The sequence below is a fragment of the Pelomonas lactea genome, from assembly GCF_043555885.1.
GTDB lineage: Bacteria > Pseudomonadota > Gammaproteobacteria > Burkholderiales > Burkholderiaceae_C > Pelomonas > Pelomonas lactea.
The window spans coordinates 342,422-365,273 of record NZ_JBIGHX010000003.1 but is presented as its reverse complement, the minus strand read 5'-3'; the positions used below and the strand labels follow the sequence as shown (position 1 = coordinate 365,273).

The window sequence follows — 22,852 nt, the reverse complement described above, 5'->3', positions numbered from 1 at the left end:
CCGCGCGCCTGTCGGGTCTGGCGCCACGGTCGCGTTGTAGCAGAGGAGGCGGACGCGGCCGGCCCGGCTGCGCGGCCTCGCCCACCCAGGAGCCTCCGCCATGCCCGCCTACAGCTACATGATCACGAACCGCCGCTACCCCACGGCGATCATCGACCCGCAGTCGCCGCTCGATGGCAACACGCTGTGGTGGTACGTCGCCACCGCCCAGGCCAACGATCCGAACTACGAGGACTACCAGTCGCTCACCGCCGACGCCCAGGCCAGCGCGCCGCCCAAGTTCGTCCAGGCCGTCGTCACGGAGCTGCAGAACCAGGGCTCGGCCACGCCCAGCCTGACGCTGTTCATCCACGGGCTGAACACCACCTGGAGCTACGCCGTGCGCGACACCGCCACGCTGGGCGCCAACCTCGCCAGCATGGCCGGCTACGACGGCCTGGTCATCGGCTTCAGCTGGCCCAGCATGGGCGAGCTGGACCTCATCGAGTACGCCGACAGCTTCCCCCAGCCGGCCCAGAGCGGCACGGCGCGCGGCAACGTCATGTGCAGCCTGGCCAGCTTCGGCAGCCTCATCGCCTTCACGCAGCAGCTGGCGGCCCAGGTGCCCGGCCTGCAGCTCAACGTCGTCTGCCATTCCGAGGGCAACTACCTGCTGATGAACGGCCTGGCCGCCAACAGCGGTGCCGGCATCACCGAAACCATCATGCTGGCCGCCGACATCAACAACGGCGCGCTCCAGACGCCCGCCAGCGGCCTGACGGGCAGCGCGGCCGCCATCGCAGCCCAGTCCTCGCGCGTAACGGTCTACTACAGCAGCAACGACAACACGCTGGCGCTGTCCGAAGGCGCGTTCTCCACCGAGCTGAGCTTCCCGCTGTCGATGGACACCGGGGCGTATCACAACCCCGCCTTCTTCGGCCGGCTGGGCCTGGCCGGGCCCAGCTACGACCAGGGGCCGCAGGCATCCAACATGGCCAGCGTCGACTGCTCGGCGGTGGTCAACCAGGTCTACGTGGGACAGCTGTCGCCCTCCGTCTACCCGGCCGGCACCGTGCTGCACAGCGCCTACCTCTACATCCCGCAGGTCATCCAGGACATCGCCGCGACGCTGACCGGCACGGCGCCCGGCGCGGTCGCCAACCGCACGCCGCTGCTGAACAACGGCCAATACTTCATGAGCGCCGAGACGTGACGTTGGCCGCATGATGGCGGCCATGCAACACACCAGCGATGCGCCGGCCGGCGGCGCCTTCCAGCGCTTGCGCACCCGCCACCTCGGCGGGCTGGCGCCATGATCCGCATCCCGGCACGGCCGGACCCCGACGCCGCGGCCCCGCTTGAGCTGCGCGCGCCGCAGCCGGGCGATCTGGGCTGGATCGTCGAGCGGCACGGCGCCACCTATGCCGCCGAACTCGGGCTGGACCAGCGCTTCGAGGCGCTGGTGGCGCGCATTTGCGCCGACTTCGTCGACCGCTTCCAGCCCGGCCGCGAGGCCTGCTGGATCGCCGCTCGCGGCGCCGAGCGGCTGGGCAGCGTGATGCTGGTGCAGGCCCGCGACGAGGCCACCGACGCACCCCGCCCCGGTGTCGCCAAGCTGCGCCTGCTGCTGCTGGAGCCCCACGCCCGCGGCCTGGGCCTGGGCAAGCGGCTGGTGCGCCAGTGCAGCGACTTCGCCCGCCAGGCCGGCTACGAGCGCATCGTGCTGTGGACACAGAGCGGGCTGACCTCGGCACGGGCCATCTACGCCGCCGAGGGTTACCGGCTCGTGCACAGCGCGCCGGGCCACGGCTTCGGCATCGACGTCGTCAACGAGACCTGGGAGCTGGCGCTGCGCTAGCCCGTCCCGTGGCGCACCAGGCTTGTGCGCCGCGCCCCATTCCCAGGATTCCCGGGCCGTGGAGCGGGCGAAACGCTGGCATGCGACTTGCGCAGTCCCGCCCCATGACCAGCCCGCAGGGATACCGCGCACCACCCCATGCCCTCCCGGAGGAACCGCCGCGGCCGGCCCTGCCGGCGGGCCTGCAGGCGCTGGAGCGCGCCGCCGGCTTCGGCCAGTGGTGGTACGACCCGCTGACCGGCCACAGCCTGCTGTCGCCCGTGGCCGCCGAGTACCTGGAGATGCCCGGCGAGGCGGCCGACAGCCTCTACGCCTGCTTCGGCCATGTCGTCGAGGACGACCTCCCCGAGCTGCGGCGGCTGTGGACCGGCGCGCCGGCCACGCGCCCGCTGGACATCCGCGTCATCGGCCTGGCGCGCGGCATGCGCTGGCTGCGCGTGACGCCGCTGCCGCCCGACCCGGCCCGCCCGCGCTGGCGCCACGGCCTGTTGCAGGACGTCACCGACCTGACCCACGCCGCCGTGCGCGAGCGCCTGGGCTACGCGCTGACGGAGTACCTCGTCGGCACGCACACGTTGCCGGACGCCATCGCCAACGTCATCCAGCTCATCTGCCGCAACCTCGGCTGGGAGTGGGGTGCCTACTGGCGCATGGAGGACGACGCCGACGGCGGCAGCGGCCAGCTGCGCTGCCGGCACTTCTGGCACCCGCCGGACCGCGACCTGGAGCAGTTCAGCGCCGTCAGCGCGGGGCTGGGCATGTCACCCGGCGAGGGGCTGGTGGGCCGCGTGTGGGCCACCGGCCAGGCCGAATGGGTGGAGGACATGAGCACCGACGCGCGCTTCCTGCGCCGCGGCAGCGCGCAGATGTGCGGGCTGTGGTCGGGCTATGTGTTCCCGGTCACCTATGCGTCCGACGACGGCGAACAGCACCGCCCGGGCGTGCTGGAGTTCTACAGCAGTCTGGCCCGCCAGCCCGACGCGCAGCTGCCCAAGGTGTCCACCACCATCGGCGCGCTGATCGCACAGACCGCGCAACGGCTGGAGACCGAGGCCGTCATCCGCCGCCTGGCGCAGGTGGACGAGATGACCGAGCTGGACAACCGCGGCTACTTCTACGCGCAGCTGAACCGCCACTGCGCGCTCAGCCAGCGCCAGGGCGGGCGCTTCGCGCTGATGTTCATCGACCTGGACCGCTTCAAGCCCATCAACGACGCCTTCGGCCACGAGGCCGGCAACGCCGTGCTGCAGGGCTTCGCGCGCCGGCTGCAGGTGCTGGCGCCGCCGCCGGCGCGCGTGGGGCGGCTGGGCGGCGACGAGTTCGCCGTGCTGCTGCCCGACAGCGGCGACGACGAGGCGCTGGCCGCGCTGGTGGACGGCGTGCTGGCCGCCGCCAGCCGCCCCTTCGTCTACGAGAACGTGGCGCTGAACGTGTCGGCCAGCGTCGGCGTCAGCCGCTTCCCCGAGAACGGCCTGACCGGCCCCGAGCTGCTGCGCAGCGCCGACGCGGCCATGTACCGCGTCAAGCAGAACGGCCGCAACGGCTGCAACGTGTTCTCCACCAGCAGCCCCGACACGCTGGCCGAGCAGCGCGCCAAGCTGGCCCGCCACCTGGCCATCGAGACCGAGCTGCACGAGGCGCTGGTGGGCGGCCAGCTGCGGCTGGCCTACCAGCCCATCGTGGACATCGGCAGCGGTGCGCTGCACGGCGTGGAGGCGCTGATCCGCTGGCGCAAGCCCGACGGCAGCGTCGTGCCGCCCGACGTCTTCATCCCCATCGCCGAGCAGAGCGACCTCATCATCGACATCGGCCGCTGGGTGCTGGGCCAGGCGCTGCGCGACCTCGCATCGCTGCAGGGCGGCGCGCTCGCCGGGTTGAAGATCCACGTCAACATGGCCGCGTCGGAGTTCACCAGCAGCGCGCTGCCCGAAATGCTGCGCGCCATGTCCGAGCGACTCGCCGTGCCGCCGTCGCAGGTGGTGCTGGAGCTGACCGAGAGCATGTTGATGCGCCAGCCCGAGCAGGTGAAGCGCGTCATGCACCAGCTGCGCGACATCGGCTTCGAGATCTCGCTGGACGACTTCGGCATGGGCCACTCGTCGCTGGCCATGCTCAAGAGCCTGCCCATCAGTTCGCTGAAGATCGACCGCAGCTTCGTACGCGACCTGCCCAGCGGCGAGCGCGACCGCGCCATCGCCCGCACCATCGTCGACCTGGGCCACCACCTGCAGCTGGAGGTCATCGCCGAAGGCATCGAGAGCGAAGCCCAGCTGGCCGAGCTGAGCGCCTGCGGTTGCCGCTTCGGCCAGGGCTGGCTGCTGGGCCGGCCGCTGCCGCTGGACGGCCTGGTGCAGGCCTTCCCGCAGGGCCGGCGCTGAACGCCCGGGCCGACGCGCCCTGTAAAGTCGTCCACGCCACCCGCGGCCGGCCATCCGCACCGGATGTGCCAGCATCGCGGCATCTGCCGGAACAACAGGCGAGCGATGGACAACTCCACCTTCGTGGCGGCCGCGGCCCACGACATGAAGAACTCGGTCAGCGTCATCGCGGCCTACCTGGAGGACGCGCTGGCCCGCATGGCCGTCACGGACGCCGGCCCGCCCTCCGCGGCCGCACAGTCCACCGCGCAGGCGCTGTACGAGACGCAGCGCGTCAACGGCAACCTCGTGCAGCTGATGGCGCTGTTCAAGATCGAGGAGGGCATGTACCCCTTCGAGCCCGCGCACGTGGCGCTGGACGAGTTTGCCGCCGAGATGCTGGGCCGCGTGGCGCCGCTGGCCCGGCTCAAGGGGCTGGACCTGCAATGCGACGCCCCGCCCGAGCTGCACGACTGGGTGTTCGACCACGACCTCATCGGCAGCGTCGTCATCCAGGCGCTGTTCAGCGCGGTGCGCTACGCCGCCCACACGGTGCGGCTGACGCTGCGCGCCAGCGACGGCCGGCTGGAGATCGAGGTGGCGGACGACGGCCGCGGCTTCCCCGACTTCATGCTGGAACAGGGCTTCCCGTCGCGCCAGGGCATCGACACCCGCACCGGCAGCACCGGCCTGGGCCTGTACTTCGCGCGCCTGGCCGCCCGCCTGCACCGCCACGGCGACGCCACCGGCAGCACGCGCCTGGCCAACGGCGGCGAGCTGGGCGGCAGCCGCTTCATCGTCCAGCTGCCATGAAGCCCGACACCTCGCCCGAGGCCCTGCTGCGCGCCAGCGACGTGCTGCTGGTGGAAGACTTCGAGGCCATGCGCAGCGTGCTCAAGGGCCAGCTGCTGCGCTGCGGCGCGCACCGCGTGGACACCGCCAAGGACGGCCGCGAGGCCACCGCCATGCTCGCCGCCAAGCCCTACGGCGTCGTCATGTGCGACTACAACCTGGGCCCCGGCAAGAACGGCCAGCAGCTGCTGGAGGAAGCCCGGCTCAAGGGCTGGGTGGGGCCGGCGTCGGTGTGGCTGATGATCACCGCCGAGAAGACCAGCGCCATGGTCTCGGCCGCCGCCGAGGACGCGCCCGACGACTACCTGCTCAAGCCCATCACCGAGAACCTGCTGCAGGCGCGGCTGCTCAAGCTCATCGAACGCAAGGCGGCGCTGGCCGGCATCGCCGTCGCGATGAAGGCGCAGGACTGGCCGCGCGCGCTGCAACTGTGCGACGAACAGATCGCCGCCGGCACCCGGAGCCTGGCGGAGGTGCTGCGCCTCAAGGCGCAGCTGCACCAGAAGCTGGACGACTGGCCACGCGCGCAGGCCGTCTACGAGAGCGTGCTGCAGCGCGGCCCCATCGCCTGGGCCAAGCTGGGCCTGGCCCAGGTGCGCATGCACGGCGGCGACCTCGCCGGCGCCCGCACGCTGCTGCAGGACACCGTGCGCGACCATCCGCAATACCTGGAGGCCTACGACGAGCTGGCCAGCGTGCTGCACGAGCAGGGCGAGGGCCGGCAGCAGGTGGCGGTGCTGGAGCGCGCCGTCCACCTGTCGCCCAATGCGGCGCATCGCCAATCGGCCCTGGGCGTGGCGGCGCTGGCGCAAGGGCAGCACGACGTGGCGGCCAAGGCCTTCTCGCGCGCCATCAAGCTCACCGAGCACAGCGCCGTCGAAAGCCTGGAGCCCTTCCTCGGCATGGCCAGGATGCACACCGAGGCCGGCGCGCCCGGCGAGGCGCAGAAGCTGCTCGCCACGATGACCCAGCGCTACGACGGCCCCGACGCCCAGCTGCTGGCCAAGGCCGAGACCGTGCGCGCGCTGCAGGCGCTGGGCGACAAGGCCGCCGCCGCCCGGCTCGCCGCCGAGCTGGTGGGCCAGAGCGCCGACGCGACGTCCGACCACGCGGCCGACATCGCCTTGCGCATCGCCGAGACGCTCATCGAGGCCCAGCAGGGCGGCGAGGCAACGCGGCTGCTGCAGCACGTCGCCCGCAACAACTACGACGACGAGCGCCTGCTGCAGCGCTCGCAGCGCGCCTTCGACCGGCTGGGTCAGGGCACCAGCGGCGGCGAACTGGCCGCAGCCGCGCGCCGCGAGGCCACGCATGCGATGAAGGACGGCATGCAGCTGATGGCCGATGGCGACCCGCAGGCCGCGCTGGAGAGCCTGCGCAGCGCCAAGATCTCCATGCCGCGCAACGCCCGCGTGCTGCTGAACTTCGCCGCCGTGGCCATGACGGTGCTGGAACGCCACGGCCGCTCCGCCGCGCTGGAGGCCGAGGTGCTGCAAAGCGTCACGACGGCCCAGGCGCTGCGCCCGCGCGACCCGCGCGCGGCGGAGCTGCTGCAACAGCTGGCGAGGTGGACGCAGGACCCGCCGTGACGACGTCCGGCATCATGCGGCGCCTATGACCCACTCGCTCCCCTGCCCCTGCGGCAGCGCCCTGCCCTACACCGCCTGCTGCGGCCGCTGGCATGCCGAACACGCTGCCAGCGGCCGGCTGGCCGCGCCCACGCCCGAGGCGCTGATGCGCTCGCGCTATGCCGCCTTCGTGCTGGACCGGCGGCCCTACCTGCTCGCCAGCTGGCACGTCAGCACCCGCCCCGACGATCTGGGCGCGCCCGAGCCCGGCCTGAAGTGGCTGGGACTCGACGTGAAGCGCAGCGCGCTGCAGGACGCCGACCACGGCACCGTCGAGTTCGTCGCCCGCAGCAAGCTGGGCGGCCGCGCGCACCGGCTGCACGAGGTGAGCCGCTTCGTGCGCGAGAACGGCGAGTGGTTCTACGTGGATGGCGACCTCGACGGCGATCTGAGAAATTGACCCTGACCCTGATTTACGGGGACGAGCACCTCGTCGCCATCGACAAGCCGGCGGGCCTGCTGGTGCACCGCACGCAGCTCGCCGCCGGCGAGGACGAGGCCGCGCTGCAGTTGCTGCGCGACCAGCTGGGCCGCACCGTGTGGCCCGTGCACCGGCTGGACCGCGGCACGTCGGGCGTGCTGCTGTTCGCGCTGTCGGCCGAGGTCGCGTCGGCGCTGGGCGCGATGTTCGAGGGCGGGCGCATGCACAAGCGCTACCTGGCCCTGGTGCGCGGCTGGCCGGCGGCGGACGAAGGCGTTGTCGACCACCCGCTGGCGCGCGACCCGGAGCTGCCGTCGGCCGGCCAGCCGCTGCTGGACGCGCAGACGCGCTGGCGCGTGCTGCAGCGGCTGGACTGGCCCATCGCCACCCACCCGCGCTTCCCGACGACGCGCGTCGCGCTGCTGGAGGCCGAGCCGCTGCAGGGCCGGCGCCACCAGATCCGCCGCCACCTGAAGCACCTGGCCCACCCCATCCTGGGCGATGCCACGCATGGCAAGGGGCCGCTGAACCGCGCGGTGGCCGCCCACCTGGGCGTGAACCGGCTGTGGCTGCACGCGCAGCGGCTGCAGTTCGCGCACCCGGTCAGCGGCGCGCCGCTGACGCTGCAGGCCGAGGTGAGCTGGCCGCCGGCCCCAGCCAGCGGCTGCGGATGCGCTGCAGCTCTCCCCGCGCCTCCAGCCTCTGGAGCGCCTCGTTGAAGCGGGCCAGCCCGGCCGCATCGAAGCGCTTGCGTCCGAGCTTGTAGGCGACGACGTCGCGGCGTACCGGCAGCGCCAGTTCCACCACCCGCACGCCCGCCGCATCGGCGGCGTACAGCACGGCCAGCCGGTCGCCCAGCAGCAGGTCTCCGCGGCCCAGCGACAGCAGCTCCACGCCCTTGGCGTAGTCCTCGAAGCCCGTCAGCCGCGCGCGCCGCTCGAACTCGGCCACCAGCGGCACGACGTACGGGCCGCGGTGGGCCAGCAGGCGCAGGCCGTCATCCAGCGCGTGGGCCAGCGTCTGCGGCGCTGGCCGGGCCCGGGCGGCATCCGCGCGCATGAAGGCGGCGAACTCCTCGTGGCGGTAGGCGCTGGTGTACCAGGCCAGCGACGGCGTGTTGGGGCCGTCATAGGAAGCGGCCACGAGCAGGTCCAGCTCGCCGCTGGCCAGCATGTGCAGGCGGCGGTTGCGCGACACATGGCGCACGTACTCCACGCTGCAGCCCTGCTCGCGCGCCACGGCCGCCAGCATCTCCACCTCCAGCCCGGCAGGCTGCCCGGCAGCGTCGAGATAGGCATAGGGCCGCCAGTCCTCGAACGGCACGCGCCAGGGCCGCGCGCAGTCCGCCACGGCCAGCAGCGGCATGCACATCAGCAGCGTGGTCAGCAGTCGTCTTCGCATCGCGGACGCTTCCAGCGGGCAGGCGTCCGAGGATAGACCGGATCAGCGCGGTCCGAGCACCTTCACCTCCAACCCCGACGCCTGGCCCTGCCAGCGGTAGAGCTTCTGCGTGGCGGGCCGGAAGTCCTCGGGCCTGGCACTGCGGATGGGCACGAAGGTCTGCGGGTTGCGGTCGATGAGCGGGAACCAGCTGCTCTGCAGCTGCACCATGATGCGGTGGCCGCGGCGGAAGCTGTGGTTCACGTCCTGCAGCGCCACGCGCAGCTCTTCCACCTGGCCCGGCACCATGGCCTCGGGCGTCTCGAAGCTCTTGCGGAAGCGGCCGCGCAGCGGGTCGCCGCGCACCAGCTGCTGGGTGCCGCCCAGCGGCGAATCGGCGGGCTCGACGTCCTCGGTGCGGGATTTGCGCTTCTTCGCCGCCTCTTCCTCCAGTTCGGGCGGGTAGACGTCGATGAGCTTGACGACCCAGTCGGCATCGGTGCCCGACGTGGACGCGAACAGGCGCGCGACGATGGGGCCGGCAATGACGATGTCCTCCTCCAGCACGTCGCTGCGGAAGGTCAGCACATCGGGCCGCGTGGCGGCGAAGCGCTGGTCGCCCACCATGTAGTCCTGCGGCACGCCCAGCGTCGTGTGGCCGACGAAGGGCACGGGCTTGTTGGGGTCGCTGACCCAGCTGTCGAACTCGGGCTGCGCGGCCGCGGGCGGCGTGAAGCTGAGCCGGCCGCCCGCTGCAAAGTACAGCGTGCGCGGCTGCGCCTCCTTCGGCGGCCAGGCGTCGTAGCGGCGCCAGACGTTGGTGCCGGTCTCGAAGACGGTGGCCTTGGCGACGGGCACCTTGGGCGCCTTCACTTCACCATCGGCCCGCAGATGCTGCTCGAAGAACGGCAGCAGAACGTCCTTCTGGAACTGCTCGGTCGTGGGCTGATGGAACTGCACGCGGCCCAGCTGCCGTCCTGGCGCGCCGACCCAGCCGCCATGCACCCACGGCCCCATGACGAGGCGGTTGTCCGTCGCCGGGCTCTGCCTGGCGATGGCGCGGTGGATGGCCAGCGGGCCGGCCAGGTCCTCGGCGTCGAACCAGCCGCCCACGGTCAACACCGCGGCGCGGATGTTCTTCAGGTGGGGCGTGATGGCGCGCTGCTGCCAGTAGGTGTCGTAACTGTCGTGCGCGAGCTGTGTGTCGAAGTAGGGGTTGGCGCCGCCGTCCTTCGCGAGCCGTGCGGCCAGTGCGTCCAGGTTGCCGTGCTGCAGAAAGAACTCGTAGCCGTCCAGCGTGCCCCAGTCAAACTGCGGCCATTGCCGGGGCGGCAGCACCGGCGTCTGCTGCGGCTTGAAGCCCGTGTAGAAGCCGAAGTTGGCCGCCAGCATGAAGGCGCCGCCGTGATAGCTGTCGTCGCCCATGAAGAGGTCGGCGATGGGCGCCTGCGGCGACGCCGCCCTGATGGCGGGGTGGGAGTCGATGATGGACGCCGCCGTGTAGAAGCCCGGGTAGGAGATGCCCCACAGCCCGACGCGGCCGTTGTGGCCGGGTATTCGTTCCAGCAGCCACTGCACGCTGTCGTGCGTGTCGCTGCTCTCGTCGACGTCGGCGGGCGTCTTCTTCACGGACTTGTGCGGCGTCATCTCGATGAACTCGCCCTCGGACTGGTTGCGCCCGCGCACGTCCTGGCAGACGAAGATGTAGCCGGCCTTCAGGAAGTCCTCGCTGGGCGCCAGGCGCCGCACGTTGTCCCGGTCCACTCCGTAGGGGCCGCAGCCGTAGGGCGTGCGCACCATCAGGAAGGGGTGGCGCCGGCTCTGGTCCTTGGGCACATAGACGGCGGTGAACAGCTTGCGGCCGTCGCGCACCGGCACGCGGTATTCGTACTTGGTGTAGTGCTCGCGCGGCTCGTAGGCCGGCGGCTTGTCTTCATTGCCGGCAAGCGCCACGGCGCCGGTCAGGCCCAACGACAACATCAGCAGAGAGGCACGCAGCGACATGAGCGGAACAGGAGGAAGACCACGAGGGGGTCGAGTCTGACACCACCCGACGATGCGGCGGCGCTACGCTGGCAGCCCGACACCCGCCGCACACCCTGAATGCCCCACGCTGCCAACGCCTGCCGGGTCGCCCCCGGCCAGAAGGTCAAGCTCAAGCACTGGCCGACACGCACAGACCCGTTGTACCGCGACGAGGCGGACTACGAGCGCCAGCTCGCGCGACAGGTGCAGCGCCTGAGCGCCCTGCAGGATCTGCTCTATGCCCACAACCGCTACGCGCTGCTGCTGGTGTTCCAGGCCATGGATGCCGCAGGCAAGGACGGCGTCATCAAGCACGTGATGTCGGGCGTGAACCCGCAGGGCTGCCAGGTCTTCAGCTTCAAGCACCCCAGTGCCCAGGAGCTGGACCATGACTTCCTTTGGCGCACGTCGCAGTGCCTGCCCGAGCGCGGGCGCATCGGCATCTTCAACCGCTCGTACTACGAGGAGGTGCTGATCGTGCGCGTGCATCCGCGGATCCTGGCGGCGCAGAACCTGCCGGGGTCCGTCACCAAGCCGCCTCAGCTGTGGGACGACCGGTTTGCCTCCATCAACCGGATGGAGCAGCACCTGCACCGCAACGGCACCCGCATCGTCAAGTTCTTCCTGCACCTGTCCAAGGACGAGCAGCGCCAGCGCTTTCTCGACCGGCTGGACGATCCGGCGAAGAACTGGAAGTTCACGGCCGCCGATCTCGCCGAGCGCGAGCACTGGGGCGACTACATGAAGGCCTACGGCGCCTGCCTGGGCGCCACCAGCAGCGCCGAGGCGCCCTGGTACGTGGTGCCGGCCGACGACAAGCGCAATGCGCGGCTGCTGGTCTCGCAGGTCATCGTCGACACGCTGGCCGCGCTGAAGATGAGCTACCCCCAGCCCAGCCTCGGCGCCGCCGAGTTGAAGGCCATCCGCGAGCAGCTCAGCCGAACTTGACCGCGTAGACGGGTGGCAGGTGGGCCGACACCGTCTGCCAGCTGTCGCCCCCATCGCCGCTGGCCCACAGGCCGCCGGTGGTGGAGCCCATCAGCAACTGCTCGCCGCTGTCGTCCACCGCCAGGCCGTGGCGGTAGATGAGGTCGTAGCAGTGCTGCTGCGGCAGCCCGGCGCGCAGCACGTCGAAGGTCTTGCCGCCGTCGCGCGTGCGGGTCACGCACAGCGCGGCATCGACAGGGATGCGGCGCTCGTCCTTGACGGCCGGCGCGAACCACGCGGTATCGGGGTCGTGCGGATGGGCGGCGACGGCGAAGCCGAAGCTGGAGGGCTGCGCCTGCAGCTCCTGCCAGGTCGCGCCGTTGTCGGTGCTGCGGAAGATGCCGCAGTGATGCTGGCACCAGAGCACGTCGGGCGCGGCCCGGCAGCGTGCGATGAGGTGCGGGTCCTGCGAATTTTCGTCGCCGGCCAGCTCGGGCGGCATGAAGTCGGCCCGCATGCCCTTGGCGCGCAGGCCCCAGCTGCGGCCGCCGTCCGTCGTGCGCCAGGCGCCGCCGCAGGACACGCCGATGAGCAGCTCATCAGGCTGCGTCGGATGCGGGCAGATGGAATGCAGCGCCGGGTTGGGGTTGCCGCCGCCCATCCACTGCTCGCGCCTCGGGTCGCGCCACAGCGGATCAATCAACTGCCAGTTCTCGCCCCGGTCGCGGCTGACGAACAGCCCGCCGGGCACCGTGCCGCACCAGATGGCATCGCCCGAACGCTCCAGCGAGAACACCTGCTCCAGCTTCCATGCGGGCCCCTCCGCGCCCTCGGGCTGCGGCGGGAACGCCGGCGCAGCCACCTCGCGCCAAGTCTGCCCGGCATCATCGCTGGCCTGCAGCTTGGCGCCGAAGTGGCCCAGGTTGAGGCCGGCCAGCATGTGGCCAGCGTCGTCGGGCGGCAACAGCATCGTGACCGGGTCGGCGATGAAGCTGAGGCGCTCCACCTGCCACGCGCCGCCGCGGCGGCGCAGTTCGAACAGGCCCTTGCGCGTCGCGGCCCAGGCACGGTCTTGAGTCATGGTTTCAACCTCCGGAGAGTGCTTGCAGAACGTGAACCCGGCTGTCGGGCCCGAGCGGGTCGGTCAGCCCGCGCAGATCACGCGCGCGCCGGCCGTCGATGAAGACGACCACGTTGGGCCGCAGATGGCCCTGGTCGTCCAGGATGTAGCCACGCAGCCGCGGGTTGATCGCGAAGGCGGCGTCCAGGCCCTGACGGAGCGCCGTGGCCTGCGTGTCGACGACGGGGGTGTCGACGAACCGGTGCAACTGGGGGGTGAATTCGATCCGGGCCATGTCCACACGACGATTGGGAGACCGGGCATTCGACGGCGATGCCCTCGCGACAGCGCTGGGGATTACCCGCATCCACAATGCTGGCGATGAATCGCGGCATCCTCTTCGCCCTCGGCGCCTACCTGAGCTGGGGGCTGTTCCCGCTCTACTTCCGGCAGATCGCCGCCATTCCCGCGCTGCAGATCGTCGCGCACCGCACGCTGTGGTCGCTGGTGTTTGTCACGGTCGTGCTGCTGGTGACCCGCCACCTGGCCTGGCTGCGCGACGTGAGTGCGGCGACGTGGCGGCGCTTCGCGGTCTCGGCCGCGCTGATCGCCATCAACTGGCTGACCTATGTGTGGGCGGTCGGCAACGGCCACGTCATCGACGCGAGCCTGGGCTACTTCATCAACCCGCTGGTCAACGTAGCGCTGGGCTTCGCCGTGCTACACGAGCGGCCCCGGCCGATGCAGTGGCTGGCGGTGGGGCTGGCGGCCTTCGGCGTCGTCTGGCTGACCGTGGCCGGTGGCCGGCTGCCCTGGGTGGCGCTGGTGCTGGCGGTCAGCTTCGGCCTGTACGGGCTGATGCGCAAGACGGCGGCGCTGGGCGCCATCGAGGGATTGACGCTGGAAACGCTGATCCTGGCGCCGCTGGCCACGGCCGGGCTGATCTGGTGGAGCCAGGACGGCAGCATGGCCGGCCAGACGGCGGTGGACTGGGCCTGGCTCATCGGCACCGGGCCGGTCACGGCCGGCAGCCTGCTGCTGTTCGCGGCCGGCGCGCGGCGCTTGCCGCTGGCGACGCTGGGCATCGTGCAGTACGTGTCGCCGTCGCTGCAGTTCCTGCTCGGGGTGTTCCTGTTCAAGGAGCCGATGGACGCCACCCGGCTGGTGGCATTCGGCTTCATCTGGAGCGCGCTGGCCGTCTACAGCGCCGAGGGGCTCTGGCAAACCCGCCGGGCGCTGCAAGTCCGGCCTCTTTAAAATCCGCACCCATGCAACTGAACATCGTCGTCTATTCCAAGTCCGCCTGCCCGCAGTGCGACACCGTCAAGAGCCTGCTGAAGGCCAAGAACCTGCCCTTCGAGGAGGTCAAGATCGACGACGAGGAGCAGCGCCTGGCCTTCTACGCCAAATGCGGCCCTGCGGTGCGCCAGATGCCGCAGGTCTTCATCAACGACCAGCGCGTCGGCGGCGTCGCCGGCCTGCAGGCGGCGTTTGCGCAGCTGAAGCTGTAAAACAGCCGGGGCCTTCCCGGCGTTGGGAGTCAGCGCTCAGGCGCCGATGCGCTTTTGGGTGCTCGGCCTTCCTCGCGGCTGTACCAGTCATAAGTGGCCGCGTTGAGGCGGCGGCGGTCCAGCTGCCAGAGACCCAACGGGCCGTGCACGATGTCGAGCTGGTGCGTGGAGCCGGGCTCGAACTGGGCCCAGTACTCGCGCACATCGTTCAACCGCACCTCGGGCGGGCCGGGCTCCACTGGCCGCAGCACCGCACCGTGTGCCAGCCGGTACGCCGTGGCGACTGAGCCACCGGACAGCCATTGGTCCAGCCGCAACGCCACGCGCGGCGCCAAGCCGCCCAGCACGACGCTGAGGAACATCGTCAACAGCAGCGACTCGCGGCCCGGCACCTTGCGCCGGATGAACGCGGGATAGAGCAGCAGCCCCGCCAGCCCCACGGCCAGGCCCAGCACGGTCAGTGCCCATGCCGGCGTCAGCAGTTGGTGCTCGGTGAACCCCAGGTCGGCCAGCAACCCCAGCAGCAGCACGATGAAGACCATCGTCGCCAGCCGCGTCGCGGGATGTTTGTCGAGCGCGAAATCGGCGAGCGCCGATGGGTCGAGCGGCTGCTGCGGCAGCAGCGCGCGCAACATGTCGGCCGTGGCCTCTCGCGACGCGACCGCGTTCATGCCGGTGTCCGCGCTGACCATGACGGCCTCGTCACCCGTGCCGATCTGCAGCCAGTGCAGATTGGCAGATTGCAGGCCGGCATTGCCTTGCCATCGAATCGATGACGGCGCCTTGGCTACGCGCAACTCCAGCCGCTCGCCGTCGGACCGCACCGCCACGGCACGCAAGGTCGGGCCCTCGTCGATCAACAGCCCCTTGGCCTCGAAGCCCAGCACGCGCAGGCGACGGGCGAAAAATGGCTGGCGGGCCAGATTGATGCGAAACCAGCGCTGCTGGCCAAGGCTGGGCTGCAACTCGTTCAGCAGCGCGTCCTGGCGCTTCTTCGTGCGCCGCTGGTGCAGCCCCAGCCAGACCAGCATCACCAGCAAGGCAACAAACAACACCAGCTGGGCGATCAACAACCCTTCCTTCATCGGCGCTCCCTGCGCGCCACTGACGGGCGCTGGGAGCAGTGTAGGCGGGGCTTCGCGTCAGCTGCGCATCAGGAAGTCGAAGGCGCCCAGTGCCGCCTTCGCGCCGTCGCCGGCCGCGATGATGATCTGCTTGAACGGCACCGTCGTCGCGTCGCCGGCGGCGAACACGCCCGGCACCGAGGTCGCGCCCTTGGCGTCCACGATGATCTCGCCGTGCTTGCTCAACTCCACGGTGCCGCGCAGCCACTCGGTGTTGGGCACCAGGCCAATCTGCACGAAGCAGCCGTCCACCTCCACGCGCTTGGCCTCACCGGTCACGCGGTCGGTGTAGTTCAGGCCGTTGAGCTTGCCGCCGGCGCCGGTGAACTCGGTCGTCTGCGCGTTGGTGATGATGGTCACGTTGGGCAGGCTCTTCGCCTTGTTGACCAGCACCGCGTCGGCGCGCAGCTCGGCGCCAAACTCGATCAGCGTCACGTGCTTGACGATGCCGGCCAGGTCGATGGCGGCCTCGACGCCCGAGTTGCCGCCGCCGATGACCGCGACCGGCTTGCCCTTGAACAGCGGGCCGTCGCAGTGCGGGCAGTAGGCCACGCCCTTGTTCTTGTACTCGGCCTCGCCGGGCACGTTGACGTTGCGCCAGCGCGCGCCGGTGGACAGGATGACCGTCTTGCCCTTGAGCTTGGCGCCATTGGCCAGTTCCACCTCGACAAGGCCGCCCGGCGTCGCCGCGGGGATGAGCTTCTCGGCGCGCTGCAGGTTGTGGATGTCGACCTTGTAGTCCTTGACATGGCCTTCCAGCGCGGCGGCGAACTTCGGCCCGTCGGTGACGGACACGGAGATGTAGTTCTCGATGCCCAGCGTGTCGTTGACCTGGCCGCCGAAGCGCTCGGCTGCCACGCCGGTGCGGATGCCCTTGCGGGCCGCATACACGGCCGCTGCCGCGCCGGCGGGGCCGCCGCCGATGATGAGCATGTCGTAGGGCGCCTCGGCGTCGAGCTTCTTGGCGTCGCGGGCGGCCGCGCCGGTGTCGAGCTTGGCGACGATCTCTTCCAGGCTCATGCGGCCCGAGGCGAACGGCTGGCCGTTCAGCCACACGGCCGGCACGGCCATGATGTCGCGCGCCTCCACCTCCGACTGGAACAGGCCGCCGTCGATGACGGTCGTGCGGATGCGCGGGTTGACGATGGACATCAGTGACAGCGCCTGCACGACGTCCGGGCAGTTGTGGCAGGTCAGGCTCATGTAGATCTCGAAGTCGAGATCGGCGTCCAGCGCCTTGACCGCGTCGATCTGCGCCTGCTCGACCTTGGGCGGGTGGCCGCCGGTCCACAGCAGCGCCAGCACCAGCGACGTGAACTCATGGCCCAGCGGGATGGCCGCGAAGCGCAGCGACTGCTCGGTGCCCGTGCGGCGCAGCAGAAAGGACGGCGTGCGGGTGTCGACCCCGTCGGCGCGGAACGAGATCTTGTCGTTCATGCCGGCGATCTCTTCCAGCAGCTCGCGCATCTCGTCGCTGGACGCGGAGTTGTCCAGCGTGGCGATGATCTCGAAGGGGACCTTGACGTGATCCAGGTAGCCCTGGAGCTGGGTCTTCAGTGCGGCGTCCAACATGGTGAGGTCCTTTCAGTGAGGCGTGGCGAGGCGGGCCACTGCTGAAAGGGTCCCCGCACCGAAGCGGCTGGAGGCCCTTTCAGCAGAACCTGTACGGTTCTGCGGAGGGAAGGAGCCCTCCCGGGCTCCTTGCAAACAGCATTTAGATCTTGCCGACGAGGTCCAGGCTCGGGGCGATGGTCTTGGCGCCTTCCTTCCACTTGGCCGGGCAGACCTGGCCGGGGTTGGCGGCGGTGTACTGGGCCGCCTTCAGCTTGCGCAGCGTTTCCGACACGTCACGGGCGATCTCGTTGGAGTGCACTTCGGCCGTCTTGATCTGGCCTTCCGGGTTGATGATGAAGGTGCCGCGCAGCGCCAGGCCTTCTTCCGGGATGTGCACGCCGAACGCGTTGGTCAGCGTGTGGGTCGGGTCGCCCACCAGCGGGAACTTGGCCTTGCCGACGGCCGGCGAGGTCTCGTGCCACACCTTGTGCGAGAAGTGCGTGTCGGTCGTGACGATGTAGACCTCGGCGCCCAGCTTCTGGAACTCGGCGTAGTTGTCGGCGGCGTCTTCGACTTCCGTCGGGCAGTTGAAGGTGAACGCGGCCGGCATGAAGATCAGCACGGACCACTTACCCTTCAGGGACTCGTCGGACACGGTGATGAACTTGCCGTTGTGGAAGGCTTCGGTCTTGAAGGGTTGGACTTGGGTGTTGATCAGGGACATGGTTGCTCCAGTGGGGGCTGGGGTGGATGGGATAGGTAGAACTATATAGACTTTGTGTTTTCGGTTGAAAACATTTATCAAATCGCCGTTATTGATTCGGCCTATCGGGGCCGATTGATTCAGGCTTCATAGCGGCGGTCGTACAGCTGCTGCGGCGCGAGCTTGACGCGCAGCTGCTGCGCCGCCGCCAGGCCCGTGATCGCATGTTCGGCGGACGCCGTGTCGCGCCGAACGGGTGACCCCAGCGCATCCCCCTGCCGGTTCATGACGGCGCTGACGATGGGGGTGTTGCCCGAGTTCCCGCGCCGCACGGCAACGGCGATCTCGCCGCTCGCCAGCTTAACCAAGGTGCCGGGCGGGAACATCCCCAGCTCCTTGACCAACAGCGCCGCAAAGGCGTGGCCGTTGCTGCCGGTATAGAGCGCCTTGGCCGCGTGCGGCGCCGGCAGCCCCGCGCGGCCGCCGCGGCTGGCCAGCTTGGCCAGGAAGATGTCCACCAACCGCAGCAGCTGCGCCGCCTCGCAAGGATCGGGCAGGTTCTGCGGGTAGCCGCCGCCGCCCGGCTGCTCGTGGTGCTGGGCCACGGCGGCCAGCCATTCCGCATCGTCCAGGCCGGCGTTGCGCAGCCAGGCCACGGCTTCATCGGGGTGGCGGTTGATGGCGGCGCGCTGCGGTGGCAGCAGCTTGCCGCCGCGCGAGGCGAGGCGCCCCTGCAGGTCGATGATGGACAGGTTCATCGTCAGCGCGGCCCCGACGAGGCTCTTCTGCCGCTCCGGCGTCCAGCCCAGCCGGCGCGACAGCAATGCAGCCACGGCGGCCGCATGCAGCAGGTGCACCAGCCCGTAGACCTCGTGGCGGCTGTGGTCGTGCTGGATGACGACGAACAGCAGCTGGTCGGGAAAGCGCTCAGCCCACGCAATGAGCTGGCCTGCGCATTCCTTGACGCGCGGCAGGAACAGCGGCTCCTGCGGTGCGCGCAGCAGCACGGACAGGCGCGTCTGCAGCGCCTCCCAGCGGGCGAAGAAGTCCTCGCCGCCGGCGCCGTCGTCATTCCCCCGGCGCGAGGGGTCCTTCAACTCGTCGAGGTCGACGAACACGCCCCGGTTCAGCAGCGCCTCGCGCATCTGCTCGCTGGGCACCATCTGGCCCTTGGCCAGCAGCAGCTTGCCTTCCGCGTCGCGCACACCGAACGGCAGCGGCGCCCCAGCCTTGAGTTGGCCGCCAACTTGTTGAATGGGAACGAGTTTCATGTCCGGATGATGACCGGACTTTGCGCTAACGGCCTCAGCCGATGGCAGCCGCGAGCGCGCTGACGACGTGGTCCTGCTGTTCGTCCGTCAGGTCGGCGCTCATCGGCAGGCTCATCACACGGCGGGCCGCGGCGACGCTGTTCGGGCAGGCGTCCGGGTGGCCGTACTGGGCATAGGCGGGCTGGTGATGCAGCGGCCGCGGGTAATGCACGGCGGTCGGGATGCCGGCGGCCTTCAGCGCCGCCTGCACGGCCTCGCGGTCATCGACGAACACCGTGTACTGGGCCCACACGCAATCGCGGTCGTCGCGCACGGCCAGCAGCTGCAGGCCCGGCGCCGCGGCCTGCAGCTTGCGCGCATAGGCGTCGCCCAGCGCCAGGCGACGCTCGATCTCCCAGCCGAAGCGATCCAGCTTGCCCAGCACGACGGCGCACTGCAGCGTGTCCATGCGCCCGCCCACGCCCAGACGGGTGTGCAGGTAGCGCTGGCTCTGGCCGTGGGTGCGGATCTCGCGGCAGGCCTGGGCCAGCCGGTCATCGCTCGTGAAGATGGCGCCGCCGTCGCCGTAGCAGCCCAGCGGCTTGCTCGGGAAGAAGCTGGTGCAGCCAAACGTGGACAGGTTGCAACTCTTCTTGGATTGATAGCTGGCGCCGAAGCTCTGCGCGGCGTCCTCGATGACGGCGAGGCCGTGCTTGTCGGCAATGGCGTTGATCACGTCCATGTCCGCCACCTGGCCATACAGGCTGACCGGCATGATGGCCTTCGTTCGCGGCGTGATGGCCGCCTCGATCTGCGTCGCGTCGATGTTGGCCGTGTCTGGCTCGATGTCGACGAACACCGGCACGCCGCCGGCCAGCACGATCATCTCGGCCGTTGCCGCGAACGTGAACGGGCTGGTGATGACTTCGTCGCCGGGCTGCAGGTCCAGCGCCATCAGGCAGATCAGCAGCGCCTCAGTGCCGCTGGCGACGCTGATGCAGTGCTTCGCGCCGGTGTAGGCCACCAGCGCCGCTTCCATCTCCTTGACCTCGGGGCCGAGGATGTACTGGCCATGATCCAGCACGGCCTGGATGCGGGCGTTGATGTTGTCGCGCAGCGCCGCGTACTGGCTCTTGAGGTCGATGAAGTCCATCAGATCAAAGTGAGTTGCTGGCCGGTGAGGCGGTAACGGTCGCCCGTGTGCGGGCATGTGGCTTCGACAGGCTCGGCGCTCTTCACGGGCAGGGCCAGCTTCTCGCCGAAGCGGCTCATCCAGCCGATCTGCTTGGCCGGCACGCCCACCATCAGCGCGAAGTCGGGCACGTCGCGGTTGATGACGGCGCCGGCGCCGATGAAGGCATGGCGGCCGATGGTGGTGCCGCAGACGATGGTGCTGTTGGCACCCAGCGTCGCGCCCTGCTTCACGAGCGTGCGCCGGTACTCGTCCTTGCGCGCGACGGCCGAGCGCGGGTTGTAGACGTTGGTGAACACCATGCTGGGGCCGCAGAACACGTCGTCCTCCAGCGTCACCGCGTCATAGACGGACACGTTGTTCTGGATCTTGACGTTGTTGCCGATGGCGACGTCGTTGCCGACATAGACGTTCTGGCCAAAGGAGCAGCGCTCGCCGATGCGCGCGCCCGCGCTGATGTGCACGAAGTGCCAGACACGGCAGCCGTCGCCGAGCTGGGCGCCGTCGTCGACGATGGCCGAGGGGTGAATCGTGATGCTCATCAGGCGCGCCCGCCGGGCCGCCCCAGGGGCGCGAGCGCCCCCTCGGGGGGCAATGAACGAAGTGAATGGGGGGGCATTTCAGTAACTCAAAGGCAGGTTGATGCGCTTGCCGTCGCGCGCACTCATGTACATCGCGATGAGCAGCTCCAGCGACTTCAGCCCCTCGCGGCCGTCGGTCTCGGCCTGCGCCTCGCCGCGCAGCGTGTTGATGACGTTGTCGTAGTACAGCGGGTGGCCGAAGCCGTAGACCGACGTCGTCTCGTAGCTCGCGTCGGCGATCTGCGCGTCCATCTCGTGCGGCGTGTCGAACTGCCAGTGCGTGATCTCGTTGACAGCCACGCCGGCGATGCGCACCGAGCCCTTCTCGCCCAGCACGGTGATCGAGCCTTCCAGGTTCTTGGGGTAGGTCAGCATGCTGACGTTGACGGTGCCCATCGCGCCGTTGCGCCACTTCAGCGCCGCCACGCCGGCGTCCTCCACCTCGATGTTGCGCGCCAGCGTGCCGGTGTAGGCCATGACGCTCTCCACCGGGCCGATGATCCAGTCCAGCAGATCGATGTAGTGGCTGGCCTGGTTCATGAACGCGCCGCCGTCGAACTCCCAGGTGCCCCGCCAGTCGGCACTGTCGTAGTAGGCCTGCGGGCGCGTCCAGAACACGTTGACGGCCACGTTGTAGAGCCGGCCGAAGCGGCCCTCGGCCACGGCGCGCTTGAGCAGCTGCAGCGTCGAATTGCGACGGTTCTGCTTGACGACGAACAGGCGCACGCCGGCGTCGTCGCAGGCCTTGACCATCGCGAGGCCGTCCTGCCAGCGCGTGGCCATGGGCTTTTCGGTCATCACGTGCAGGCCCGCCGCGGCGGCCTCGATGGCCTGGCGCGGGTGCAGGCCGCTGGGCGTCGTCAGCACGACGCAATCGATGCCCAATTCGTCCTTGGCCGCGAGCAGCGCCGTCAGCGACGAAAAACCGCGTGCGCCGGTCTTCGCGACCGCGGCCGCCAGCGCATGGGCATCGGTGTCGCAGGCGGCCACCAGCTCGGCGCGCTCGGCGTGCCGCTTGACGGCTTCGATGTGGTTCTGCGCGATGCGACCGCAACCGATCAGCGCGAAGCGGACCTTGCGGCCCTGGACGGGCGGGCGGGACGTGGGCATGGGCAATCTGGGGAACTCAATCCCCGGATTGTCCGATCAAAGACCGGTCTCCAAAGCCAGCAGTTCCTCGACCGTCTGGCGGCGACGGATCAGCCGCGCGGTTTCGCCATCCACCAGCACCTCCGCGGCCAGCGGCCGGCTGTTGTAGTTGCTGGACATGGACGCGCCGTAGGCGCCAGCGTCGTGGATGACCAGCACGTCGCCCACCTGCGCCTCGGGCAGCGCCCGCGTCAGCACCTCGCCGCCGGGTCCTTGAGTGAACACATCGCCCGACTCACACAGTGGTCCGGCGACGACGGACTCGCGCACCGGCCGCGCCACGCCGTCCGCCGGCAGCAGCGTCATTGCATGGAAGCTGCCGTACATCGCGGGGCGCATCAGCTCGTTGAAGCCGGCGTCCACCAGCACGAAGCGGTTGGCGCCGGCGTTCTTGACCGCCCTCACCTCCGCTAGCAGCACGGCGCTTTCGGCCACGAGGTAGCGGCCCGGCTCCAGCTCCAACGTGAGCTTGTGGCCCACCAGCGCTTCGGCTTCGCGGCGGGACGCATCCCACAGGCCGAAGTAGTGGTCTACGTCGATGCCCGCATCGCCATCGCGGTAGGGAATCGACAGGCCACCGCCGGCCGAGATCGCGTGCAGGTCGTGGCCGGCCTCGACGGTCTGCTTGACGAGGCCCACCATGGCCTGGCCGACCTGGGCCAGGTGGCCGTAGTCCACGCCAGAGCCGATGTGCATGTGCAGGCCCACGAGCTTCAAGCCATGCTGGCGGATGGCGGCCAGCGCCGCACCAAGGTCGGCGTGCCAGATGCCGTGCTTGCTGTGCTCGCCGCCGGTGTTGGTCTTGTGGCTGTGGCCGTGGCCGAAGCCGGGGTTGATGCGCAGCCAGACTGGATGCCCCGCGGACGCGGCGCCCAGCTGGTGCAGCATGTCGATGGAACCGGCGTTCACCGGGATGCGGTGCTCGACGACGGTGGCCAGCGTCGCGTGATCCAGCAGGTCGGCCGTGAAGACGATGTCGTCGCCACCCGGTTGGTAACCCGCCGCCAGCGCGCGCAGGATCTCACCGCGCGACACGGAATCCACCCTCACGCCGGCCTTGCGCAGCAGCTTCAGCACGTGGATGTTGGAACAGGCCTTCTGCGCGAAGCGGACGACGTCGAACTGCTTCAACGATGCGGCACGGGCACGGATGGTGGCGGCGTCGTAGACCCACAGCGGCGTGCCGTGTTCGGCGGCCAGGGCTTGCAGGCGGGCGGGCGTGAGGGCGGCAGGCAGGGGCTTGGTCATGGTCCGCAGCATGCGCCTCGCCATCCATTCAATCAAATTGCAATTTGTCGTTG

At 70.0% G+C, this 22,852-nt stretch carries 22 protein-coding genes; 10 read left to right on the top strand and 12 right to left on the bottom strand.

Annotated features, from left to right (window positions below):
* Positions 1-100 precede the first annotated feature (100 nt).
* From ACG04Q_RS10205 to ACG04Q_RS10175, 7 genes are all read left to right on the top strand, one after another.
* A complete protein-coding gene (locus ACG04Q_RS10205) occupies positions 101-1,192 on the top strand; it encodes an alpha/beta hydrolase (protein WP_394510803.1) in 1,092 nt (363 codons plus the stop codon).
* Positions 1,193-1,291: 99 nt separating this feature from the next.
* Complete coding sequence (locus tag ACG04Q_RS10200; RefSeq protein WP_394510802.1) at positions 1,292-1,837, top strand: GNAT family N-acetyltransferase; 546 nt, start codon at positions 1,292-1,294, stop codon at positions 1,835-1,837.
* Positions 1,838-1,941: 104 nt separating this feature from the next.
* Positions 1,942-4,215, top strand: a complete 2,274-nt coding sequence (locus ACG04Q_RS10195) for a putative bifunctional diguanylate cyclase/phosphodiesterase (RefSeq protein ID WP_394510801.1) — start codon at positions 1,942-1,944, stop codon at positions 4,213-4,215.
* Positions 4,216-4,320: 105 nt separating this feature from the next.
* Entirely contained in the window at positions 4,321-5,007 is a 687-nt protein-coding gene (locus ACG04Q_RS10190; protein WP_394510800.1) for a sensor histidine kinase, read from the top strand.
* The gene (locus ACG04Q_RS10185) at positions 5,004-6,635 is read left to right on the top strand and encodes a response regulator (RefSeq protein WP_394510799.1); all 1,632 of its coding nucleotides are present in this window, start codon (positions 5,004-5,006) and stop codon (positions 6,633-6,635) included. Before ACG04Q_RS10190 ends, ACG04Q_RS10185 begins: the two co-directional genes overlap by 4 nt.
* A gap of 25 nt (positions 6,636-6,660) precedes the next feature.
* Entirely contained in the window at positions 6,661-7,074 is a 414-nt protein-coding gene (locus ACG04Q_RS10180) for a YchJ family protein (RefSeq protein WP_394510798.1), read from the top strand.
* Positions 7,071-7,814: a pseudouridine synthase gene (locus ACG04Q_RS10175; protein WP_394510797.1), complete on the top strand. Its 744-nt coding sequence runs from the start codon at positions 7,071-7,073 to the stop codon at positions 7,812-7,814. Before ACG04Q_RS10180 ends, ACG04Q_RS10175 begins: the two co-directional genes overlap by 4 nt.
* Here the strand turns inward: ACG04Q_RS10175 and ACG04Q_RS10170 are convergent.
* Entirely contained in the window at positions 7,699-8,496 is a 798-nt protein-coding gene (locus ACG04Q_RS10170; RefSeq protein ID WP_394510796.1) for a substrate-binding periplasmic protein, read from the bottom strand. The two genes, ACG04Q_RS10175 and ACG04Q_RS10170, sit on opposite strands and share 116 nt — an antisense overlap.
* 42 nt (positions 8,497-8,538) lie before the next feature.
* Positions 8,539-10,479 carry a CocE/NonD family hydrolase gene (locus ACG04Q_RS10165; RefSeq protein ID WP_394510795.1) on the bottom strand — a complete coding sequence of 647 codons (1,941 nt, stop codon included), beginning with the start codon at positions 10,477-10,479 and terminating at the stop codon, positions 8,539-8,541.
* A 99-nt stretch (positions 10,480-10,578) separates the two neighbouring features.
* Here ACG04Q_RS10165 and ACG04Q_RS10160 point away from each other — a divergent pair, with 99 nt between their 5' ends.
* Positions 10,579-11,448 (top strand): ADP-polyphosphate phosphotransferase, encoded by an 870-nt coding sequence (locus tag ACG04Q_RS10160; protein WP_394510794.1) that lies wholly within the window; start codon positions 10,579-10,581, stop codon positions 11,446-11,448.
* On the opposite strand, the gene ACG04Q_RS10155 is transcribed toward ACG04Q_RS10160, so the two are convergent.
* The gene (locus tag ACG04Q_RS10155) at positions 11,435-12,508 is read right to left on the bottom strand and encodes a WD40/YVTN/BNR-like repeat-containing protein (RefSeq protein WP_394510793.1); all 1,074 of its coding nucleotides are present in this window, start codon (positions 12,506-12,508) and stop codon (positions 11,435-11,437) included. The two genes, ACG04Q_RS10160 and ACG04Q_RS10155, sit on opposite strands and share 14 nt — an antisense overlap.
* Positions 12,509-12,512: 4 nt before the next feature.
* Entirely contained in the window at positions 12,513-12,782 is a 270-nt protein-coding gene (locus ACG04Q_RS10150; RefSeq protein WP_394510792.1) for a MoaD/ThiS family protein, read from the bottom strand.
* Positions 12,783-12,868: 86 nt separating this feature from the next.
* Here ACG04Q_RS10150 and rarD point away from each other — a divergent pair, with 86 nt between their 5' ends.
* Together rarD and ACG04Q_RS10140 are read left to right on the top strand one after the other, a co-directional pair.
* Positions 12,869-13,744 (top strand): EamA family transporter RarD, encoded by an 876-nt coding sequence (rarD, locus tag ACG04Q_RS10145; protein WP_394510791.1) that lies wholly within the window; start codon positions 12,869-12,871, stop codon positions 13,742-13,744.
* Positions 13,745-13,755: 11 nt separating this feature from the next.
* Positions 13,756-13,998: a glutaredoxin family protein gene (locus tag ACG04Q_RS10140; RefSeq protein WP_394510789.1), complete on the top strand. Its 243-nt coding sequence runs from the start codon at positions 13,756-13,758 to the stop codon at positions 13,996-13,998.
* A gap of 29 nt (positions 13,999-14,027) precedes the next feature.
* On the opposite strand, the gene ACG04Q_RS10135 is transcribed toward ACG04Q_RS10140, so the two are convergent.
* The 8 genes from ACG04Q_RS10135 to lysA form a co-directional block, all read right to left on the bottom strand.
* A complete protein-coding gene (locus ACG04Q_RS10135; RefSeq protein ID WP_394510788.1) occupies positions 14,028-15,083 on the bottom strand; it encodes a hypothetical protein in 1,056 nt (351 codons plus the stop codon).
* Between the two features lie 57 nt (positions 15,084-15,140).
* Positions 15,141-16,694, bottom strand: a complete 1,554-nt coding sequence (gene ahpF, locus ACG04Q_RS10130; protein ID WP_394510787.1) for an alkyl hydroperoxide reductase subunit F — start codon at positions 16,692-16,694, stop codon at positions 15,141-15,143.
* A gap of 142 nt (positions 16,695-16,836) precedes the next feature.
* Entirely contained in the window at positions 16,837-17,400 is a 564-nt protein-coding gene (gene ahpC / locus ACG04Q_RS10125; RefSeq protein ID WP_394510786.1) for an alkyl hydroperoxide reductase subunit C, read from the bottom strand.
* A gap of 119 nt (positions 17,401-17,519) precedes the next feature.
* Positions 17,520-18,650, bottom strand: coding sequence for an HD-GYP domain-containing protein (locus tag ACG04Q_RS10120; RefSeq protein ID WP_394510785.1), 1,131 nt, complete (start codon positions 18,648-18,650; stop codon positions 17,520-17,522).
* 34 nt (positions 18,651-18,684) lie between these two features.
* Positions 18,685-19,782: a DegT/DnrJ/EryC1/StrS family aminotransferase gene (locus tag ACG04Q_RS10115; protein ID WP_394510784.1), complete on the bottom strand. Its 1,098-nt coding sequence runs from the start codon at positions 19,780-19,782 to the stop codon at positions 18,685-18,687.
* Entirely contained in the window at positions 19,782-20,363 is a 582-nt protein-coding gene (locus ACG04Q_RS10110; protein ID WP_394510783.1) for an acyltransferase, read from the bottom strand. The genes ACG04Q_RS10115 and ACG04Q_RS10110 overlap by 1 nt, the downstream gene beginning before the upstream one ends.
* 78 nt (positions 20,364-20,441) lie before the next feature.
* Positions 20,442-21,512, bottom strand: a complete 1,071-nt coding sequence (locus tag ACG04Q_RS10105; RefSeq protein ID WP_394510782.1) for a Gfo/Idh/MocA family protein — start codon at positions 21,510-21,512, stop codon at positions 20,442-20,444.
* Between the two features lie 36 nt (positions 21,513-21,548).
* Entirely contained in the window at positions 21,549-22,799 is a 1,251-nt protein-coding gene (lysA, locus tag ACG04Q_RS10100) for a diaminopimelate decarboxylase (protein ID WP_394510781.1), read from the bottom strand.
* Between the last annotated feature and the right edge of the window lie 53 nt (positions 22,800-22,852).